The following is a 20,843-nucleotide window of genomic DNA, read 5'->3' on the forward strand; positions in this document are numbered from 1 at the left end:
GCCCCCGGATTCCCGAGGTAGTTGGGCCAAGTTGAAGAGGCGGGCGGGTCTTTCGGCCGGTTCCCGCGTCAGGAGGCACATGACCGCATTTCTCGGGGTTGAGTCTTCCGCGACCGGCCGGCGCTGGACCGGCCCCTCGGTCGAGGCCGACCGGCTCGCCGAGGCGATGACGCAGGAGACCGGGCTGCCCGCGGCGCTTGCCCGCGTGCTGGTGGCGCGCGGGGTGGCCCCGGAAGAGGCCGCGCGCTTTCTCGAGCCGCAGCTTCGCGACCTCCTGCCCGATCCGCGAGGGCTGAAGGACATGGAACCAGCCGCCCGCCGGTTCCTGAAGGCGGTCAGGGACCGCGAGCGGATCGCGGTCTTTGCCGATTACGATGTCGATGGCGGGTCGTCGGCGGCGCTCCTCCTCACGTGGCTCCGGGCTATGGGCCACGACGCCACGCTCTACATCCCCGACCGGATCGACGAGGGCTACGGCCCGAACGAGCCGGCGATGGCTTCGCTTGCGCGCGACCACCGCCTCATCCTCTGCGTCGATTGCGGAACGCTGTCGCACGGGCCGATCGCGGCGGCGGCGGGGGCCGACGTGGTGGTGCTCGACCACCATCTCGGCGCCGAAACGCTGCCGCCCGCGCTCGCCGTGGTGAACCCCAACCGGCAGGACGAAGACGGGTCGCTCGGCCATCTCTGCGCCGCCTCGGTCGTCTTCCTCATGCTGGTGGAGGCGAACCGGCTCCTGCGCGAGGAGGGTGCCAAGGGCCCCGACCTGATGGCGATGCTCGACCTCGTGGCGCTTGCCACCGTGGCCGACGTGGCGCCGCTTGTGGGCGTCAACCGGGCGCTGGTGCGGCAGGGGCTGAAGGTCATGGCCCGGCGCGAGCGCATCGGGCTCCGCGCGCTCGCCGACGTGGCGCGGATGGACCGGGCGCCGACGCCCTATCACCTCGGCTTCCTGCTCGGCCCCCGCGTCAATGCCGGCGGCCGGATCGGTGCCGCCGATCTCGGCGCGCGGCTCCTCGCGACCGAGGATCTGCACGAGGCGCAGGCGCTCGCCGAACGGCTCGACGCCCTCAACACCGAGCGCCGCGAGATCGAGAACCGGGTGCGCGACGCCGCCCTCGCCCAGGCCGAGGCGCGCGGCTTCGATGCCCCCCTGGTCTGGGCCGCCGGCGACGGCTGGCATCCCGGCGTCGTCGGCATCGTCGCGGCTCGGCTCAAGGAGGCGACGAACCGCCCCGCCGTGGTCATCGGCTTCGACGGCGACGAGGGCAAGGGCTCGGGCCGCTCGGTCGAGGGCATCGACCTCGGCGCCGCGATCCAGCGGCTCGCGGCGGACGGGCTCCTGCTAAAGGGCGGCGGCCATCGCATGGCGGCCGGGCTGACCGTCGCCCGCGACCGCCTCGACGCGGCTATGGAGCGGCTCGGCGACCTGCTTGCCCGCCAGGGCGCGGATCGCATCGGCCCGCGTGACCTCAGGCTCGACGGACTTTTGATGCCGGGCGCGGTGACCCATTCCCTCATCGAGGAGATCGAGCGCGCCGGCCCCTTCGGCCAGGCCGCCCCGGCGCCGCGCTTCGCCTTCCCGTCCGTAAGGATCACCCATACCCGTCGGATCGGCGAGACACATCTCAGACTCGGCTTCTCCGACGGGCAGTCGCCCGCGATCGAGGCGATCGCCTTCGGCGCCTTCGACAACGGCCTCGGCCCCATGCTGGAAGCGCATGGCGGGCTCGGCCTACACCTCGCGGGGCGGCTCGAACTCAACCACTGGCAGGGCCGTTCGAAGCCGCAACTGAGGCTCGAAGACGCGGCGCGGAGCTAATTTTTGCGGCGGGTGAAAAAACTGAAAAAAGCCTCTTGCGCGCCCCACGGCACTCGCTTAAACACCGCCCCACGCCAAGCGCGGCCCGTTCGTCTATCGGTTAGGACGTCAGGTTTTCAACCTGAAAAGAGGGGTTCGACTCCCCTACGGGCTGCCACTTGGTTTTCTTCTTCCCACAAAATCAGACACTTAAGAGCCGTTTTTGTCCCGCCGTGTGCAACGGGGGTCAAAAGCGGGACACTATTGTTCTAATTCTGTCCGCCTGTCATCTTGCGAAGGGCTGCTTGGGCGCAAACTTTCTGACTGGCGCCCTTGGTGTACCTCGTTACCTCCTTGGAAGTCTGGTGGCCGGTGATCGCCATGATCTCGAATTCCGTGCATCCCAACTCGGCCAGACGCTCGGCGGCGGCCTTTCGCAGCCCGTGAACGGAACACTCCGACAAGCCCGCCTCGTCGCACCACTTGCGGAAGCGATTGCCGAATCCGGCATTCGTGAATGCCCTCCCGTAGCCGTTCACCAGGAACGTGAAGTCGCCTGCGCCGCTGGCGTCGATGATGTGTCGCAGCTCCGGGATGATCGGGATTTCCGGCCGGATCGGATTGCGGGCCTTTCCCTTCTGCTGCGTGAAGACCAGCCATTCGCCTTGAAAGTGCTGGCGGCCGAAAAGAACCAGGTCGGACCGGCGCTGCCCGGTATAGAGCGCCAGAGCGAGCGCCAGGCGCGCGGTCGTGCCCACCGGATGCGTGGTCTCGAATTTCTCGATCTCTGCCAGCGTCCACGAGTGGTAGCCCTCGGAACTGGACGTCAATAGCTCCACGTCCTTCGCCGGGTTCGTGTCCGCCAGATCGTAGGTGATGGCGAAGCGGAAAAGTTGGCGCAGCACCTTGGCATTGATGATGTGACCGCCCCCGACGGCATCCTGCGCCTCCTGACGACGTCGCGGCGGGATTTCGGGGTCGCCCATATGTTCATCAAGTACGATCTCGCGACCGTCGAGGCGATCGCCGACGACGTCGTGGTCATGCAGCGCGGTCGGGTGGTCGATGCCGGGCCGAAACCGGCCGTTCTGCACCCGCCACGCCATGAGTATACGCAGCTCCTGCTGTCCTCGGTTCCCGAGATGGATCCGCGATGGCTGGACAGGGTGCTGGGCGCACGCGAAACCGGATGCGGCCGATAATGACTGAAATCAGTTCATCAAAAGACGTATATTATGAAATTGAACTAATCCATCCTGCGCATAGACTGCCGCGGAAAGAGTAGCCAGGAGGCGTGCCGATGCGGAGAGCCAGACAGAGCCGTGGAGAGGCGCAGTCCCAGGGTGGAGCGACTCGCCCGCCTCCCGGAGGGCGATTCCGGCCGCTTGACGACGGCAGCCTGCGCTCGATCATCGAGGCGGCCTTCGACATCCTCGCCCGCATCGGCGTCGCCGCCGACGCGCCCGAGATGCGGAAGCTGGCCATTGCCGGCGGCGCGGTGGAGCGCCCCGACGGCCGGCTCACCTTCCCGCGCGCGCTGGTCGAAGACATGATCGCGAAGTCACGCAAGCGCGTCGAACTGCCGGGCTTCGATCCCCAGCGCGGGATCGAAGTGGGCGGAGGCCACGTTCACATCGGGACCGGCGGCGCCGCCGTGCAGGTACTCGATGCCGACACCGGCAATTTCCGCGACAGCACGCTGGCCGATCTCTACGGTCTCATGCGCATCGTCGACGCCTGCGACAGCATCCACTACGCGCTGCGCCCGGTGGTTGCGCGCGACATGGCCGACCCGCTGACGCTCGACCTCAACACCGCCTTCGCGGCAATGAAGGCGACCTCGAAACCGATCGGCACCAGCTTTTTCGAACCCGCGCATGTCGCCCCCGTGGTCGAGATGCTGGACGCGGCACTCGGGCCGACCCCTTTCGCCGCGCAGCCCTTCTGCTTCGCGTCCGTCTGCCATGTCGTGCCGCCGCTCACGCTCGCCACCGAGGCCTGCGGCGTGATGCGGGAATGCGTGCGGCTCGGGATGCCGCTGCAGATCTGCTCTGCCGGGCAGGCCGGCGCCACGAGCCCCGCGTCGCTCGCGGGCGCGCTCGCGCAAGGCCTCGCGGAATCGCTCGCGGGCCTCGTCCTCGTCAACATGATGCAGCCGGGCTTTCCCTGCATCCTCGCCTTCATGCCCTTCATCTCGGACCTGCGCACCGGCGCGATGACCGGCGGTTCCGGCGAGGCGGCGGTCGCCAGCGCGGCGGCCGCCCAGCTACTTCTTCACCTCGGTCTGCCTTCGACGGTCTCGGCCGGCATCACCGACGCCAAGGTCGCCGACGCGCAGGCCGGATACGAGAAGGGATATACCGTTGCACTGTCGGCCCAGGCCGGGGCCGACATGATCAACCTCAGCGTCGGCATGCTTGGCTCGATCATGGCGGCCAGCAAGGAGGCGCTGGTGATCGACAACGACATGTGCGGCGCGATCCTGCGCTCGGTGCGCGGGGTCGAGGCGTTCGAGGGCGCCATCGACCTCGACCTGATCGAGGAGGTCGTGACCGGGCCGGGGCATTACCTCGGCACCGACCAGACGCTAAGGCTCATGACGACCGAGTACCTCTATCCCCGGCTCGGCGACCGGCAAAGCATCCCGAACTGGCTGACGAGCGGCGCGAAGACTGTCTGGGACCGCGCCCGCACCCGCGTTGCCGAGATCGAGGCGAGCCCCGCACCCGATCACCTGCCCGCCGACATCGAAGCCGCGATCCGCGCGCGTCTGCCCATCAAGCTGGAAGTCTGAATCGATGAGAACCCAAGCCAAAGTCGTCGTCATCGGCGGGGGCGCCGTCGGCGTCTCGACACTCTATCACCTCGCCCGGGCCGGCGTGACTGACACGCTCCTGATCGAGAAAAGCGAGCTCACCTCGGGCTCCACCTGGCACGCTGCGGGGAATATCCCGACCTATGGGACAAGCTGGGGCGGGATGCGCGCGGGCAACTACGCATGGCGGCTCTACAAGGATCTGGCCGGGGTCGTCGATTATCCGATCACCTACCGCCATACCGGGGCGTTCTGGCCGGCTCATACGCGGGACCGGATGGACTTCTTCCACCACCTCGTCGGCATCTCGAGGGGGCTCGGCTACGACATGGCGATGATCTCGCCGGCCGAGATGGAGGCGATGCATCCCTGGTACCGGGCAGGCAGCAGCGTCATCGGCGGCATCCTCGACCCCTATGAGGGCGATGTCGATCCGAGCCAGCTGACCCAGGCGCTGGCCAAGGGCGCGCGCGATCTCGGCGCCGAGATCGTGCGCTTCACCAAGGTCACCGGGATTAGCCGCAGGCCCTCCGGCGAATGGCAGGTCAGCACGGACAAGGGCGAGGTCCTCTGCGATGTCGTCGTCAACGCCTCGGGCTACTACGGGCGGCAGGTCGGCGAAATGGTCGGCCAGCGCCTGCCGGTGGTGACGCTCGAGCACCAGTACCTCGTGACCGAGGCATTGCCCGAACTGGAAGCGAACCCGGCCAACTTTCCGCTCGTCCGCGATCCCGACATCATGTTCTACCTGCGCCGCGAGCGGAACGGGCTTCTTTTGGGTTCCTATGGCCATGCCGGGCGACCCGCCTGGCTCGACGGGATGCCCGACGACTTCGCCAACCAGCTCTATCCCGACAGCGTCGACGACATCGCCGAGGTGCTGGAGGCGGCGCTCGAACACATACCGATCCTGGGCGAGGCGGGGGTCAGCCGTTTCGTGAACGGTCCGATCCCCTATTCGCCGGACGGCGCGCCGCTCTGCGGCCCGGCCTTCGGCCTGCCGAACTTCTACCATGCCTGCTGCTTCCCGGTCGGCATCACCCATTCGGCGGCGGCGGGAAAGACGCTCACCGAATGGATCACGGAAGGCGAGCCCGAATGGGACATGTCGGCCTGGGATCCGCGCCGCTTCGGAGATTGGGCGACCTTCGACTACACCGTCGCCCGCGCCTGCGAGCTTTACGAGCACCAGTATGCGATCCCCTATCCGCACCGGATCTGGAAATCGGCGCGGCCGGTGAACCGCACGCCGCTTTACGACCGCTTGAAAGCAAAGGGCGCGGTCTTCGGTCAGATCGCGGGATGGGAACGGGCTTTCTGGTTCGAGACCGAGACGGTGAAGGACGACGGATGCCTCAGCTTCCGTCACGAGGCCTGGCACGACGCCGTGAAGGCCGAATGCGAGGGCGTGCGCGACCATATCGGCGTGATGGATCACGGCGGCTTCACCCGCTACGAGGTGGAGGGGCCGGGCGCGACCGACTTCCTCGACCGGGTCTTCTGCGGCGCGATGCCGGCGGTCGGGCGCGTCAAGCTCAGCTACATGCTGACGCCGAAGGGCAAGGTCTGGTCCGAGGCCACGATCGCCCGGCTCGAAGAATACAGGTACCTGCTCTGCGGCCCGACGCTCGCCGATCAGCGCGACCACGACTGGATGGCGCGGTTCCTGCCGGAAAGCGGCGTGACGCTCCGGCGCGGATCGGACTTCGACGCGGCCCTGATGGTGATGGGGCCGAAGTCGCGCGACACTCTCCAGCCCCTGACCGACGCCGACCTGTCGAAGGAGGCTGCGCCCTGGATGTCGGTCCGCGAGATCACGCTGGCCGGCGCCCCTATGATCGCGCTCCGCGTCTCCTATGTCGGCGAGCTGGGGTGGGAGCTGCACATGCGCTCGGCCGATCTCGTGACCGTCTACGAGGCGATCATGCGGGAAGGCGCGGACAAGGGGATGGTGGAGTTCGGCTCCTACGCCCTGAATGCGATGCGGATCGAGAAGGGCTATCACGGCTGGGGCGCGGATTTCGGCATCGAGTACACGCCGTTCGACGCCGGGCTCGAACGGTTCGTCAGCCGTCGAAAGACCGATTTCGTCGGCCGCGACGCGTTCCTCGCCAGTGCCGACCGGCCGCGCGACTATCACTTCACGGCGTTCGAACTCGACGGCCAAGGCCCCGACGCGCTCTCCTCGGACCCGATCCTGAAGGAGGGCCGGGTGGTCGGCTATGTCAGCTCCGCCGGCACCGGCTTCCGCATCGGCAAGCGTATCGCGCTCGGCTATCTGACGATACCCGCCGATCCGGGCGACCGTTTGGAGATCGAGGTGCTCGGCGAGCCGGTGCAGGCAACCGTGCGCGCGTTGCCGTTCTACGACCCCGAAAACGCCCGGCTGAAAGGGTAGAGAGATGGCCAGAGAGCTCCCCTCTGAGGTGCAGGTCGCCGTCATCGGCGGCGGCATCGTCGGCTGCGCGACCGCCTATCACCTCGCCAGGGCCGGCTGGTCGGTGGCGCTCTTCGAGCGCAAGAAACTCACCTCGGGCACGACGTGGCATGCCGCGGGCCTCGTCAGCGAGACGCAGGGCGTGCCGGTCATGTCCGCGCTCGCGCGCTACGGGCTCGACCTGATGGAGCGGCTCGAGGAGGAGACCGGCCAACCAACCGGGTTCAGGCGGAACGGGTCGATCACGCTCGCGCTGACCGAGGCGCGGATCGAGGAACTGCGCCGCAAGGTCGATTACGCCCATGGCTGCGGCATCCGCGCCGAGGAGATCGCCGCCACCGAGGCGAAAGACCGCTGGCCGCTCCTGTCCACGCATGGCGCCAGGGGTGCGTTCTGGTTTCCCGGCGACGGCTACACGAACCCGATCGATACGACCATGGCGCTCGCCAAGGGCGCGCGACTACACGGGGCGCAGATCTTCGAGGACAATAGGGTCGAGCGGATCGTGACCGAGAAGGGCCGCGTCGCCGGGGTTGAGACCTCGGCGGGCTTCGTGCGCGCCGCCCATGTGGTCAACGCGACGGGCATGTGGGCGCGGGAGTTTGGCCTCAGCCACGGCACCCCGATCCCGCTGCACTACACCAACCACTATTACGTCGTGACCGACCCGATCGACGGCGTGACCGGCGATCTGCCGGTGCTCAGGGTCATGGACGAATACACCTACTACAAGGAGGACGCGGGCAAGCTCCTGATCGGCTGTTCGGAGCCCAATGCCACTCCCTGGCAGCCGGCGGGTGGCCTGCCGGAGCATTTCGAGTTTGACGAACTGCCCTGCAACGAGGAGCATCTATTCCCGATCCTCGAAGCCGCCGCCGAGCGCATCCCCGCGCTCGCGAGCACCGGCATCCGCAAGTTCTTCAACGGGCCGGAAAGCTTCACGCCGGACGGGAAATACTATCTCGGGCCTATGACCGAGGTGCCAGGGCTCTGGGTCGCGGCGGGCTTCAACTCCACCGGCATCCAGAATGGTCCCGGCGCGGGCAAGGCGCTTGCGGAATGGATCATGGCGGGCCGGATGACGATGGACCTGACGGATGTCGACGCGCGGCGGATCCATCCGCGCCTGAACGCGCCCGGGCTCGTCGCGGCCAAGGCCGCCGAGACGCTGTCGCTCGCCTACGCGATGCACTGGCCCTATCACCGGCGCGAGGCGGCGCGGGGCCTGCGCCGAACACCCTATTACGCCCAGTTGAAGGCCGCAGGCGCGGAGTTCGCACCCGCCAATGGCTGGGAGCGGCCGCTGATCTATGGGGCCGAGATCACCGACGGTTTCGATCGCCAGCCCTGGTTCGACGCCTGGAAGGCCGAGCACGAAGCCCTGCGCGGCGGTATCGGGATGATCGACCTCACCTTCGGACGCTTCCTCGTCGACGGTCCGGCGGCAGAAGCCGAGATGCAGCGGCTCTGCGGGGCGAACATGGAGGTCACGCCGGGGACGCTCGTCTACACCCACATGTTCAACGAGGCGGGCGGCATCGAGGCCGACGTGACGGTGGCCCGACTCGGCGACCGCCGCTTCCTGATCATGGCCTCGGCCGGCGCGGAGCCGCAGGTCGAGCGCTGGCTGACGACGCGGCTCGGGGATGGCGGGACGAGCGTCGTCAATGTCACCGCGTCCGAAGCGACGCTGGCCGTGATGGGGCCGCGGGCGCGGGACTTCCTGTCGCGGCTTACCGATGCCGATCTCTCAGACGCGGCATTCCCGTTCGGCACCTTCCGGGAGATCTTCGTCGGCAACGCCCCGGTCCGCGCCCAGCGCATCACCTATGTCGGCGAGCTTGGCTGGGAACTGCACATCCCGTCGGACTTCGCCCAGCATGTCTATGAGACCGTGATGGCAGAGGAACTCCCACCGCAGCTCTGCGGCGGCATGGCGGTCGACAGCTGCCGGATCGAAAAGGGCTTTCGCCACTGGGGCCACGACATCGGCCCCCACGACACGCCTGTCGAGGCGGGCCTGACCTTCGCCTGCGACTTCGAGACAGACTTCACGGGCAAGGCGGCGATCCTCGCCCGCCGAGCCGAGGGCGCGAAGTCCCGGCTCCTGTCCTTCCGCCTCGCCGATCCCGAAATGCTCCTCTTCGGCAAGGAGCCCGTGCTCCGCGACGGGCAGATCGTCGGGCGCCTGACCTCGGCGAGCTATGGCTGGACGGTCGGCGGCGCCATAGGGATGGGCTATGTCGCGCTGCCTGAAGGCGGTGTCGGGGCCGCTGACGGGGCAGATTACACGATCATGGTCGCCGGCCGCCCGGTAAAGGCGACCGCCAACCTGCGGCCGCTCTACGATCCGGGCAATGCCCGCATGAAGGGGTGACGGTCAGGTGACGTGAAGGCCGCATCCCGGCCGCGCGCACCACTCGGCCATGTGATCGGCGACGATCCGGATCGGGTCGTCCGGGTCGGCGTCTTCGCTGCGCAATGCGGCGGACCAGGGAATGGTGATGCCCTCTTGGGTGACCTGGACGCCAATGATCCGTCCCTCCTTGAGCGCGGTCTGAAGTGCCCAGCCCGCCAGCACGCTGGTCCCGAGATTGGACGCCACAAGCTCCACGATCGCCTCCGGAAGCTCTACCGTTGCCGTCCATTTCGGATAGGTCTCGGTCGGGCGGAACAGGCGGGCGAACTCTCGGTCGGGCTCTGGAACCTTGGTATAGGTGATGAAGGGTTCGTCGACGATGTCCGTCCCCTCGACGTAATCCCGCCCGGCCAGCCGGTGCCCTGGTGCCATGATGAAGAGGAGCGGATCCTCGAAGAGATGCACCGCGGTGACGCCCGCCTGTGCCGGAACGCCCGAGACCACGGCGATGTCGATGTTGCGGTTCATCAGCCCGGTGAGCGGGTTGAGGTTGCCGCCGGCCATGATCTGAAGATCGATGCCGGTCGTGTGCGACTTGAGGTACTTCAGGAATGCGGGAAGCCAGCGATAGTTCGAATAGGCCTCGACCGACAACCGCACGACATGATGGATGCCCGCGTTCATGCGCCGCACGTCCTCCTCGGCCCGCGTCAGGTCGGAGAGGATCCGGTCGGCGACGACCGACATGTACTCCGCCGCCGGCGTCTTGCGCAGGCGCTTGTGCATCCGGGTGAAAAGCTGCACGTCGAGCCGCCGTTCCGCCTCCCGCAGCCGATGCGAGAGCGCCGAGGGCGTAACCCCGAGCTTCTCGGCCGCATCGGTGATGCGCCCGGTTTCGATGACCGCCTGGATCAGTTGCAGGTGGCGCAGGTCGAGATAGGGTTTCATGGCAGCCTTGGATGAATCAATTTCACGAAAGCGAGAAAACTTCTAGATTGCCGTTCAGTCAAATAGAATGTGATCTCCTACGGTATTCCTCGTCCGGAGACCGCCATGAACGTCGACGCGAAACGCAGCATCGAGCAGGACATCGCCCATCACGTGCATCCGCAGACCAACCTGCGCCAGCATGCCGAGAAGGGCCCGACCATAATCACGCACGGCAAGGGCGTGTTCATCTACGACAGCGAGGGACGCGAGATCATCGACGGGTTCTCCGGCCTCGGCTGCGTGAGTCTCGGCTATCACAACGAGCGGCTCGCCGAGGCGGCGATGCGGCAGATGAACACGCTGCCCTTCGCGCCGACCTTCTACAACCGCTCGCATCCCCGCGTGGCCGAACTTGGCGAACGATTGATCGGCATGGCGCCGGGCGGCATGAACCGGGTGATGTTCCAGTGCTCCGGCTCGGAGGCGAACGACACCGCGATCAAGCTGATCTGGTACGCCAACACCGCCAGGGGCGAGCCGCAGCGGCGCAAGATCATCGGCCGCATCCGCGGCTATCACGGCAATACGATCGCGACCGTGTCGCTGTCGGGCCAGCCGCACATGCATGCGAAGTTCGGCCTTCCCTTGCCGGAGTTCAAGCACACCGAATTGCCGAACTACTACCGCTTCCATATCGACGGCGAGAGCGAGGAGGAGTTTTCGGCCCGGATGGCGCGAAGCTTCGAGGAACTGATCCTGCGCGAGGGACCGGACACCGTCGCGGCCTTCTTCGCCGAACCCGCGATCTCCGGCGGCGGCGCGCTGATGCCGCCGAAGGGTTACTGGGAGGAGATGCAGGCAGTCATCCGCAAATACGGCATCACCTTCCTCGTCGACGAGGTCGTCTGCGGCTTCGGCCGGACCGGCAACATGTGGGGGGCCGAGACCTGGGGCCTCAAGCCCGACATGGTGAGCTGCGCCAAGGCCTTGTCGGCGGCGTTCTTCCCGATCTCGGCCCTGATGTTCAAGGACGAGCTCTATGCCGAGATGATGCGCAACTCCGACGAGGTCGGCCTCTTCGGGCACGGCTACACCTATGCCGGCCATCCGGTCGGCGCGGCGGTGTCGCTCCAGGCGCTCGACATCTACGACGAGATCGACCTGATCGGCCATGTCCGGAAGGTGTCGAAGCGTTTCCTCGAACGGTGCGACGCCATGCAGGACCACCCGCTGGTGGCCGAGGTGCGCGGCGTGGGGCTGTTCTGCGGCTTCGAACTAATGAGGGACGCCAAGGTGCGGATCCCCTTCGACCCGGCCTGGAAGGTCGGTGCATTGGTGCAGGACTTCGCGCATGATCGGGGGCTCTATCTTCGCGCGATCGGCGACCGGATAAGCTTCATGCCGCCCCTGATCATCAACGAGGAGGAAATCGACCTCGCGACCGAGCGCTTCAAGGGGGCGCTGGACGACGCCTGGGCGGTGGTGAAGAACAAGATCTGAAGGGAGTACGACATGGCCGAGTTGCTGGAGCCGAAACTGCCGCAGGCGGGGCTTGCCGGATGCTATATCGACGGCAAATGGCATTGGCCCGCGGACGGGCGGAAGCTGACGGTCGAGAATCCCTCGCGCCGGACGCCCATCTGCGAGGTCGGGCGCGGCGCGAAGGCCGAGATCGATCTCGCCGTCGCCGCCGCCCGCGCCGCACTTCCGGCTTGGCGCGCGCTCGCGGCCTCCGAGCGGGGCAAGCGCCTTGCGGAACTCGGTCGCCGGCTCGAGGAGAGCGCCGAGGAGGTCGCCCGCGTCCTCGCCGCCGAATCCGGCAATGCGATCAAGACCCAGTCCCGCGGCGAGGCGATGGGGGCGGCGGGCGTGCTGAAATATTACGGTGGTGTCGCGGTCGAACAGAAGGGCGAGACGCTGCCGCTCGGCCCCGGTCTTTTCAGCTATTCGACGCGCGAACCGCATGGCGTGGTCGGGTCGATCATCCCCTGGAACTCGCCCTTGCAACTTGGCGCGGTCAAGATCTCCATGGCGCTCGCCACCGGCAACTGCCTGGTGCTGAAGCCCGCCGAGGATGCGCCGCTCGCGATCCTGAAGCTCGCCGAGCTTGCCGACGGCCTGTTCCCGCCCGGCGTCTTCAACGTCGTGACGGGGCTTGGCGAAGAGGCAGGCGCGGCACTTGCCGCGCATCCCGGCGTGGACAAGATCTCCTTTACCGGTTCGTCCGAGGTGGGCCGGCTCATCGGACGCGCGACCGCCGAACGCATCGCCAAGCTCACGCTGGAACTCGGGGGCAAGTCGCCGACCATCGTGTTCCCCGACGCGATCGAGAACGGAAGGCTCGACACCACCGCGCAACAGGTCGCGAACGCGATGCGCTTCGCGCGGCAGGGGCAGAGCTGCACCGCCGGCTCGCGGCTCTTCGTACACAAGGACATCTGGGACGTGCTGATGCCCAGGGTGGCGGAGAAGGCGGCAGCCCTCAAGGTCGGCGACGCGCTCGACCCCGACGTCGACATGGGCGCGGTCATCAACGCGGAACGCTATGGCGAGATCCGCAACTTCGTGGCCGAGGCCGAAGCGGAAGGCGCGGACTTCCTGATCGGGGAAACCCCGGCCGAGAACCCGGCGGGCTTCCTGCCCGGCCCCACGATCATCACCGGCGTCGACAACAGCTGGCGCATCGTCCGGGAGGAGGTGTTCGGCCCGGTCATGGTCGCGATCCCGTTCGAGACCGAGGCCGAGGCGATCGCCATGGCCAACGACACCCATTACGGGCTCGCCGCCTTCATCTTCACCCATGACATCAGCCGGATCACCCGGCTCACCCGCGCCATCGACGCGGGCTGGATCCAGGTCAATCAGGGCGGCGGGCAGATCCCGGGCATGTCTTACGGCGGCACAAAGCAGTCGGGCACCGGCAGCGAATACTCGATCGAGGGCGCGCTCGAGGCCTATACCTACCGCAAATGCGTCACCATCAACGTGGAGCAGGCCGGATGACCTCGGACCGCTTCGGCAACGAAGTCGATCCCGGCGTCGGCTACGCGCGGGGGCGGCTTCTGGCCTCTTCGACCGACGAGGTCCGCCGCCTCCGCCGCGCCGGCCAGATCGCGGCGGAATTCGCCGCGCGAGAGGGGATGGAGAAGGTGGCGATCTGCACCGGCAACCTGCGCTTCTTCCCGGCAACGGCGGCCGATCTGACGGAACTCTGCGAAGAATGGATCGGCCCCGGCCTTTACGGCGAAGACCTCAGACAGGCGGCGATTTCCCACATGGGCGGCGACGGCTCCGAGGCGGTCGCCGTCGTCAACCGCACCAGCGCCGGGATCGTTGCCGCGATCCTCGCGCTGTCCGGCGGTCGGCCAGTCTTGTCCCTTGTGCCCGGAGGCGACCGCTCACACGCCTCGGTGTCGCGCGGGGCAAGACTGGCCGGCGTGCCGGTCGTCGAGATGCATGATCTGCCGGAGCTGAAGCGCATGCTCGCGGCTCACCTGCCGAAGCTGCTGATTGTCACCACGGTCACATCTGAACTCGCCGTGCTGCCGGACGAGCTGACCGCGGTTGCGGTCAAGACCGCGCGGGCGGCGGGCTGCAAGGTGTTCCTCGACGAAGCCTACGGCGCGCGCTTTCGCCCGGTGATCCACGGCGGCGCGCCGTCGCTGTCGTTCGGGGCGGATCTCGTCGTCACCAACTCCGACAAGGCCGGGCTGACCGGCCCGCGCGCCGGCGTGCTCTGCGGCGTCGCGGATACTCTGGTGCCGGTCATCGCGAGAGCGAGCGAACTTGGTATGGAGGCGCGCGCGCCGATCGCTGTCGGCGCGATGCGCAGCCTTCAAGGCTTCACCCCTGAGATGCTGCTCGAAGAGGCGCGCGACGGTCTCGACCTGTCGGAGGCGTTGGAAGCGGCCCTCGGGGGCGGCATCATCCTCCGCTCGGCCCTCGGCCCGAAGATCGACGAGCAGGATCTGTTCGCGCGGGTGCTGGAGCTTGCGGGTGCCGAGAGGTCGGCGCGCGTGCCGGCCGAAGTCGCCGCCGCTGTAGGGATGCTGATGCTGCGCGACAGAGGGATCGTGACCGTCAACACCCATGGCCAACCCGGCGGACGTGTCTCGATCCGGCTGAAGCCCACGACCGGTGCCGTGGCGCGTGCGGGCGGGGCAGCGGCGGTCGCAGGGTGCCTGGCCGGGGCGATGGACGCGGTGGCGGCGCATCTCGAGGACGAGGCCTGGTTCTCGGCGCTCCTGTTCGGAGAGGGGAAATGAGCGACCGGCAGCTGATCGCACGGCTCGACGACCGGCTGGACCGGCTCGTCAACATCGACATCGGCGAGCGCGGGGTGGAGCCGCTGTTCGCCGCCGCCCGTGACCTTCAGGGCGGCTCGCTCGTCGGGGCGGCTGCCGACGCACTCATGGCAGTGCCGATGAGCGGGACCGTGGTGATCACCACCGGCTCCGTTTCCCGCGCCTGGATCACTCCGGAACTGGGCGAGAACGACGGCCCGTCTGGCGCGGCGGCGATCGCCCGCGCGCTGGTCCTCGAACGCAACGCGGCCTGCATCGTCCTCTGCGAGGAAACTCTCATCCCGGCGATCCGCGCGGTCATGGTCGCGGCGGGTCTCTTCCCAGTCGGCCTCGATCAGGCGCGGATCGCGCAAAAGGACCGGAGCCTCGCCACCGTCGTGATGATGCCCTACCCCACGTCCGACGAGGACGGAAGAGCCGCCGCACCCGCGATGCTCGACGCGCTCGCGCCGGACCTTCTCTTTTCGACCGAGCGCGTCGGGCGCAACGACAGGGGCGTCTACCACTCGATGCGCGGCATCGACTACGGGATGGGCCGGGCGCGGGTCGATTTCCTCTTCGACAAAGCCATGGCGAGGGGCATCCCCGTCGTGGCGGTCGGCGATGGCGGCAACGAGATCGGCATGGGCAAGGTCGCGGAACACGTCCGGGCGCATGTGCCCTACGGCGACAACTGCCAGTGCGGCTGCGGCGGCGGCATCGGCGCGACGACCGGCTGCGGCGTCCTCGTGACGGCGGCCTGCTCGAACTGGGGTTGCACCGCGATCGCGGCCGCGATGGCCGCCCGTGGCGGCAATCCCAGACTCGTCCACACGCCCGACGCCGAAGCGCGCCTGCTCGACGCGATGGTGGCGGCCGGCCTTATCAACTCCACCCATGGCATCGTCGACGATGCCGTCGACGGATTCCCCCGCGCCAGCCATCTCAGCGTGGCGACGCTTTGCCAGACGATCGTATCGCGCGCCCTGTGAGCCCAAGCATTCCCAGACGAGAAAGTCCCATGACCGACATCACCCCAGAGCTTCTCGAGAAGATCCGCAGCCGCTTCCATCATGTCGAGGAATGCCCCTATCAGGGCCCCCGCATCTTCTTCGAGAACGCCGGCGGCGCGCTGACGCTGAAATCCGTCGTCGAGACCTCGGCAAAGTTCGCCGCGATCCCGGACAACCAGGGGCGCGACAACCCGGCGAGCCACGCGCTCGTCGAGGTGATCAACCGTGCCAAGGCAGACATGGCCGTTCTGATGAACGCCTCGTCGGGGCAGTTCTTCGTCGGCGAAAGCGGGACCGAGCTTTTGTTCCGAATGATCCGCACCGCCTGCGTCAACGCGCCGAAAGGGGCAAAGGTGCTCGGCAGTTCGCTCGAACATCCGGCCTCGCGTTCTGCGGCGCGGCGTTGGGCGGCCATAGCCGAACTCGATTACGTCAACGTCAGGCATGACGACGCAATCGGCACCGTTACGGCCGAAGCATACGCTGCGCATGTGACGCCGGACGTTGCGGTGGCGACGATCCTGCATACCTCGCCCGTGACCGGAATGGGCGTCGACGTGGCCGCCGTGTCTGCGGCGATCCGCAAGGTCGCGCCCGACTGCCTGATCATCGTCGACGGCATCCAGCATGCCGCCCACGGCCAACTCGACATCGACAGCTACGGCGTCGATGGCTACGCAATTTCGCCCTACAAGGTCTTCTCGCGCCACGGCTACGGCGTCGCCTGGATCTCGGACCGGCTCTCGCTCCTGCCGCACGACATGCTGATCGACGCCCCGGCCAAGGGCTGGGAGTTCGGCACGCGCGACACCGGCGCCTACGCGACCACGTCGGACCTCGTCGCCTATTTCGACTGGCTCGGTGGCGAGGTGTCACAAGAGACGGATCGGCGCCGCCGGATCGAGGCCGCGGGCCACGCGATCCACGCCCATGAGAAGCGGCTCACGGACGCGATGATCCACGGGCTGGGCAACGTGAAGGGCCTCAAGGAGATGGCAAATGTCACCATCATCGGCGGCGCGGACAACCCGGCGCGTGAGGGGCTGGTGTCGATCGTCGTGAAGGACATGCCCTCACCTGACGTCGTGGCCCGGCTGAATGAGCAGGGTATCCGGACACACACCCGAAAGGCAGACCACTACTCGCGCAACATTCTCGATCCCCTTGGGCTCCCGGACTGCATCCGCGTGTCTATCTGCCATTACAACAGCGAGCGCGAAGTTGCTCAGTTTCTGGCAGCGCTTGAGGGGATTGTTTGTGGCGCGGATGCCTGAGGTCCGCGCCGAGCACAGGCATTGCTTGCAGGCGGGTAGGACAAGTCGCCTTCGGTCCCAATGGATCCGATGATCCAGCTGACCACGCCGAGAGACGTGCGAGCGTTTTCGCTTAGTGCCAGTGCGGACGCTCCGCTGCATTCAAGTGAATGACACGCGGCGCACTCAAGAAGCGGCGCGGCTTTCGCCACGCCGCTCCAATGTGCGTGCCCGGTCGGTCGAAGGCCTGGGCGATGCAGGGCGCGAATGGCCGCTTCTGCCGCAGGTGCCCAATGCCTTCACAGCCGCGGAGAAAGTCTGCATGCCAACCGAATTTCCGATTTCACTTTTCGCGCGGAACACCCTGCGACCAGACCCTTGATCTCATTACCCCGCATTGGGCGATATCGTGGGACAGCCGATCCCGCTTTCGGAGGGATGACGAAGACCTGCAGCCCCTAATCCTGTAACTTTATCCTGCAAATATAGATCGTTACAAGGAACAGTTGACGCACCGCGAGAACACGGAAACGGTGCGCGCGCGGCGCGAATTCCCGGTCTGGCGCTCGGCACGGTCCCTCCTGTAACCTGCACCGGACCGGCGGCCGCTGAGGAGGCGCACCAGACGTGACGGCGACGACCCCCGAATCCCAGCTCGACGCGCTCATCGCCTGCCCGACTTGCGACGCGCTTCATCATGTGACCGTGGTCATTCCCGGCGCCCGCGCCCGCTGTCATCGTTGCGGCACGACATTGATGGCGCCGCGCACCGGCGCGATGACGCGAATCGTGATGCTCGCGGCCACCGCGGCGATCCTCATGGTGGCGGCGGTCTTCTTCCCCTTCCTCGAGCTCCAGGCCGGCGGCCTCAGCCGGCAGAGCTCGGTCCTCGGCGCGGTCCTTGCCTTCTCCGAAGGCTGGATGATGCCGCTCGCGGTCGCGGTGGGGGCAATGATCGTCGCCCTGCCCTTCGCCCGGCTCCTCGCCATCACATACGCGCTGGCGCCAATGGCACTCGGCTGGCGTCCCGCGGCCCAGGCTGAGCGCGTGTTCCGCTGGGCCGAAGCGATGCGGCCCTGGGCGATGGCCGAGATCTTCATCCTCGGCGTCGCGGTGGCGATGGTAAAGGTTGCGGGCCTCGCCAAGGTCACGCCCGGCCCGGCGTTCTGGGCCTTCGCGGCGCTCGTCCTCGTGACGGTGCTCAAGGACAACTTCATGTGCAGGCTGACGATATGGAAAACGCTCGAAGAACGCAGGCGGTCCTGACCGCGCGGCGGGCCGGGCTCGTCGGCTGCACCGGCTGCGGCAAGGTCCATGCCGCCGGCGACACCGTCTGCCGGCGCTGTGGCGCGTCGCTGCAAAGCCGCGACGCCAAAAGCCTGCAGCGGGTCTGGGCCTGGCTCGCCGCCGGGATGGTCGCCTATATCCCCGCCAACATCTATCCGATGCTGCTGACGACGAATTTCGGGAAGACGCAGGAGAACACCATCGTCGGCGGCGCGATCGAACTTTTCCTGCACGGCTCCTGGGGCGTCGCGCTCATCGTCTTCGCTGCCTCGGTGCTGATCCCGATCGGCAAGTTCATCGCCATCGGCTATCTCGCGCTCTCGGCGCGGTCGAAGGTGGTGATCCGCGGCCACGGCCGCCAGCACCTCTACGAGGTCGTGGAGTTCATTGGCCGCTGGTCGATGATCGACGTCTTCGTGGTCGCGATCCTCTCGGCGCTCGTCCGGTTCGACTTCGCCGCGACGGTCAATCCCGGCATCGCTGCGGTCAGTTTCGCGCTTTCCGTTGCATTCACGATGATTTCCGCGCAGAACTTCGACCCGCGTACCCTCTGGGACGCCTATGAGGAAGACGATACTTGACCGATCCGCGCCCTGCCGAACTCGACATCTCGCCACCGAGGCCATCGTTCTGGCGGAACCTGTCGTTCGTCTGGCTCGTCCCGGTGCTGGCACTCGCCATCTCGCTCGGGCTTGCGTGGCAGAACTTCGCCAATCGCGGCGTGCTGGTCGAGATCACCTTCCTGAGCGCCCCCGGCGTGACCGCGGGTGAGACGACAATCCGCTACCGCGACGTCACCATCGGCCGGGTCGAGCAGGTGACCTTCACTCCCGACCTCACGAAGGTTCTGATCCGCGCGCGGATCGATAAGGAGGTTGCCACCTTCCTCGACAAGGACGCGCAGTTCTGGATCGTCAGCCCCAAGGTCAGCACCCGCGGCATCTCGGGTCTCTCAACGGTGCTCTCCGGCGTCTATATCGAGGGCGCCTGGGACCAGGAGCCCGGTGTCCAGGCCTACCGCTTCGATGGTGCCGACGGCCCGCCGCTGGTGCAGCCGGGACGCGACGGCAAGCGCATCACGCTTATCACCGACGACGGCAGCCTGATCTCCGAAGGAGCGCCGGTCTTCTTCCACGGCGTCGAGGTGGGGCGGCTGGAAAAGCCTAGGCTCACGGTCACCACGGATTCCATCGTCGTCGACGCCTTCATCGAGGCGCCGCATGACCGGCGCCTCAACTCCGCCACCCGGTTCTGGGACACCTCGGGCTTCGAGGTCTCGCTCAGCGGTGCCGGTCTCAGCGTCAACTTCGACAGCATGGCCTCGCTCCTCGCCGGCGGGGTCGAATTCGACTCGGTCTACGAAGGCGGCGAGCCGGTCAGCCCTGGCCATGTCTTCCAAGTCTATCCCGACCAGGCCTCGGCCCGTAAAAGCCTGATCGCCCGGTCGAGCGCCGACGCAGTCCAGATCGCCGCCGAGTTCGGCGAATCCGTGAGCGGCCTCGAACCCGGCGCCGATGTCCGCTACGGCGGGCTCAAGGTCGGCGAAGTGGTCGCGATCGCCGCGCAGGTCGAGGAGGACGAGACCGGCCCGAACGTCCGGCTGATGGCCAATCTCGCGATCGAGCCCGACCGTCTGGGTCTCCCCGCGGGCGCGGGAAAGGCCGAGACGCTCGACTTCTTCGAGGCCGCCGTCGACGAGGGTCTGCGCGCCCGGCTCGCCGCCACCAGCATCTTCAGCGCCGCCCTGATCGTCGAGCTGGTCGAGATCCCGGACGCCGCCCCGGCGGTCTTCGAACGCGCGGCCGAACCGCTTCCCATCCTGCCGAGCGAGAAATCGAACCTGCCCGACTTCACCGCGACCGCCGAGGGCGTGTTCGAGCGGATCAACGCGCTTCCGATCGAAGAGCTGATCGAGCAGGCGATCACGATGATGGCCTCGATCGAAGCGGTGACGAGCTCCGAGAGCACCCGCGCGGTGCCCGACACGGTGGTCGCACTCCTCGAGGACACGCGCTCGCTCGTCAACGACGAGGCGATGCGGGCGCTGCCCGGCGACATCCGCGCTACGGTGGCCGAACTGCGCGCCGTGGTGAGCGAGCTGAAGGAGGGCGGCGCGATGAAGAACCTCGCCTCCGCGCTCGAACGCGCCGACAAGATCACCTCCGACATCGCCACCGCCTCGGCGGAGTTCCCCGCCCTTGTCGAGGACCTGCGCGCGGTCGCGAAGAAGGCCAACTCTCTCGAGGCCGAGGAGCTTGTCGCCGCAGCGACCCGGGTGCTCGACAGCGCCGACAAGGTGATCGGCAGCGAGGCTGCGCGCGACCTGCCGCCCGTGCTGAATGGCGCGCTCGACGAGATCCGCACGACGCTCGCCGAACTGCGCGAGGGCGGCGCCGTCGAGAATGCCAACGCGACCATGGCCTCGGCCCGCGACGCCGCCGACGCGGTCGCCAAGGCGACCGAGAGCCTGCCGGACCTGTCGGCCCGGCTCGAAAAGCTCGTCACCCAGTCCGAGGCGCTCATCGCCGCCTACGGCGAACGCTCCGACTTCAACGGCGAGACGCTTGCCGCGCTGCGCGAGGTCCGCAGCGCCGCCCGCGCCGTCAGCCAGCTTGCCCGCGCGATCGAGCGCAATCCGAACTCCCTCCTGATAGGACGCTGACCC

At 67.4% G+C, this 20,843-nt stretch carries 15 protein-coding genes and 1 tRNA gene; 14 read left to right on the forward strand and 2 right to left on the reverse strand.

The annotated features are described in order from the left end of the window. The first annotated feature begins 79 nt into the window (after positions 1 to 79). Positions 80 to 1,822: a single-stranded-DNA-specific exonuclease RecJ gene (gene recJ, locus OM960_RS09265; RefSeq protein ID WP_264771770.1), complete on the forward strand. Its 1,743-nt coding sequence runs from the start codon at positions 80 to 82 to the stop codon at positions 1,820 to 1,822. A gap of 82 nt (positions 1,823 to 1,904) precedes the next feature. Then, positions 1,905 to 1,979 (forward strand) — tRNA-Glu (locus OM960_RS09270). A gap of 91 nt (positions 1,980 to 2,070) precedes the next feature. Here OM960_RS09270 and OM960_RS09275 read toward each other — a convergent pair. Continuing rightward, a complete protein-coding gene (locus OM960_RS09275) occupies positions 2,071 to 2,907 on the reverse strand; it encodes a tyrosine-type recombinase/integrase (RefSeq protein WP_264771771.1) in 837 nt (278 codons plus the stop codon). Here OM960_RS09275 and OM960_RS25530 point away from each other — a divergent pair. From OM960_RS25530 to OM960_RS09290, 4 genes are all read left to right on the forward strand, one after another. Then, positions 2,845 to 3,003: an ABC transporter ATP-binding protein gene (locus OM960_RS25530; RefSeq protein WP_354003550.1), complete on the forward strand. Its 159-nt coding sequence runs from the start codon at positions 2,845 to 2,847 to the stop codon at positions 3,001 to 3,003. The two genes, OM960_RS09275 and OM960_RS25530, sit on opposite strands and share 63 nt — an antisense overlap. Positions 3,004 to 3,101: 98 nt before the next feature. Continuing rightward, on the forward strand, positions 3,102 to 4,595 hold the full coding sequence (locus tag OM960_RS09280) for a trimethylamine methyltransferase family protein (protein ID WP_264771772.1): 1,494 nt from the start codon (positions 3,102 to 3,104) through the stop codon (positions 4,593 to 4,595). 4 nt (positions 4,596 to 4,599) lie between these two features. Then, a complete protein-coding gene (locus OM960_RS09285; protein ID WP_264771773.1) occupies positions 4,600 to 7,014 on the forward strand; it encodes a GcvT family protein in 2,415 nt (804 codons plus the stop codon). A gap of 4 nt (positions 7,015 to 7,018) precedes the next feature. After that, complete coding sequence (locus OM960_RS09290) at positions 7,019 to 9,430, forward strand: GcvT family protein (RefSeq protein WP_264771774.1); 2,412 nt, start codon at positions 7,019 to 7,021, stop codon at positions 9,428 to 9,430. A gap of 3 nt (positions 9,431 to 9,433) precedes the next feature. On the opposite strand, the gene OM960_RS09295 is transcribed toward OM960_RS09290, so the two are convergent. Next, on the reverse strand, positions 9,434 to 10,360 hold the full coding sequence (locus tag OM960_RS09295; protein WP_264771775.1) for a LysR family transcriptional regulator: 927 nt from the start codon (positions 10,358 to 10,360) through the stop codon (positions 9,434 to 9,436). 105 nt (positions 10,361 to 10,465) lie between these two features. Between OM960_RS09295 and OM960_RS09300 the strand changes: the two genes are divergently transcribed. From OM960_RS09300 to OM960_RS09335, 8 genes are all read left to right on the forward strand, one after another. Then, complete coding sequence (locus tag OM960_RS09300) at positions 10,466 to 11,842, forward strand: aminotransferase (protein WP_264771776.1); 1,377 nt, start codon at positions 10,466 to 10,468, stop codon at positions 11,840 to 11,842. A gap of 12 nt (positions 11,843 to 11,854) precedes the next feature. Next, positions 11,855 to 13,345: an aldehyde dehydrogenase family protein gene (locus OM960_RS09305; RefSeq protein WP_264771777.1), complete on the forward strand. Its 1,491-nt coding sequence runs from the start codon at positions 11,855 to 11,857 to the stop codon at positions 13,343 to 13,345. Then, on the forward strand, positions 13,342 to 14,607 hold the full coding sequence (locus tag OM960_RS09310) for an aminotransferase class I/II-fold pyridoxal phosphate-dependent enzyme (RefSeq protein ID WP_264771778.1): 1,266 nt from the start codon (positions 13,342 to 13,344) through the stop codon (positions 14,605 to 14,607). The genes OM960_RS09305 and OM960_RS09310 overlap by 4 nt, the downstream gene beginning before the upstream one ends. Next, the gene (locus OM960_RS09315) at positions 14,604 to 15,617 is read left to right on the forward strand and encodes a DUF4392 domain-containing protein (RefSeq protein WP_264771779.1); all 1,014 of its coding nucleotides are present in this window, start codon (positions 14,604 to 14,606) and stop codon (positions 15,615 to 15,617) included. Before OM960_RS09310 ends, OM960_RS09315 begins: the two co-directional genes overlap by 4 nt. Positions 15,618 to 15,646: 29 nt before the next feature. Next, positions 15,647 to 16,912 carry an aminotransferase class V-fold PLP-dependent enzyme gene (locus OM960_RS09320; protein ID WP_264771780.1) on the forward strand — a complete coding sequence of 422 codons (1,266 nt, stop codon included), beginning with the start codon at positions 15,647 to 15,649 and terminating at the stop codon, positions 16,910 to 16,912. A gap of 606 nt (positions 16,913 to 17,518) precedes the next feature. Next, the gene (locus OM960_RS09325) at positions 17,519 to 18,157 is read left to right on the forward strand and encodes a paraquat-inducible protein A (RefSeq protein ID WP_264771781.1); all 639 of its coding nucleotides are present in this window, start codon (positions 17,519 to 17,521) and stop codon (positions 18,155 to 18,157) included. Further along, a complete protein-coding gene (locus OM960_RS09330) occupies positions 18,124 to 18,759 on the forward strand; it encodes a paraquat-inducible protein A (RefSeq protein ID WP_263334582.1) in 636 nt (211 codons plus the stop codon). The genes OM960_RS09325 and OM960_RS09330 overlap by 34 nt, the downstream gene beginning before the upstream one ends. Further along, the gene (locus OM960_RS09335) at positions 18,756 to 20,840 is read left to right on the forward strand and encodes an MlaD family protein (protein WP_263334580.1); all 2,085 of its coding nucleotides are present in this window, start codon (positions 18,756 to 18,758) and stop codon (positions 20,838 to 20,840) included. Before OM960_RS09330 ends, OM960_RS09335 begins: the two co-directional genes overlap by 4 nt. Positions 20,841 to 20,843 lie beyond the last annotated feature (3 nt).

This window comes from Defluviimonas salinarum (genome assembly GCF_026013545.1).
GTDB lineage: Bacteria > Pseudomonadota > Alphaproteobacteria > Rhodobacterales > Rhodobacteraceae > Albidovulum > Albidovulum salinarum.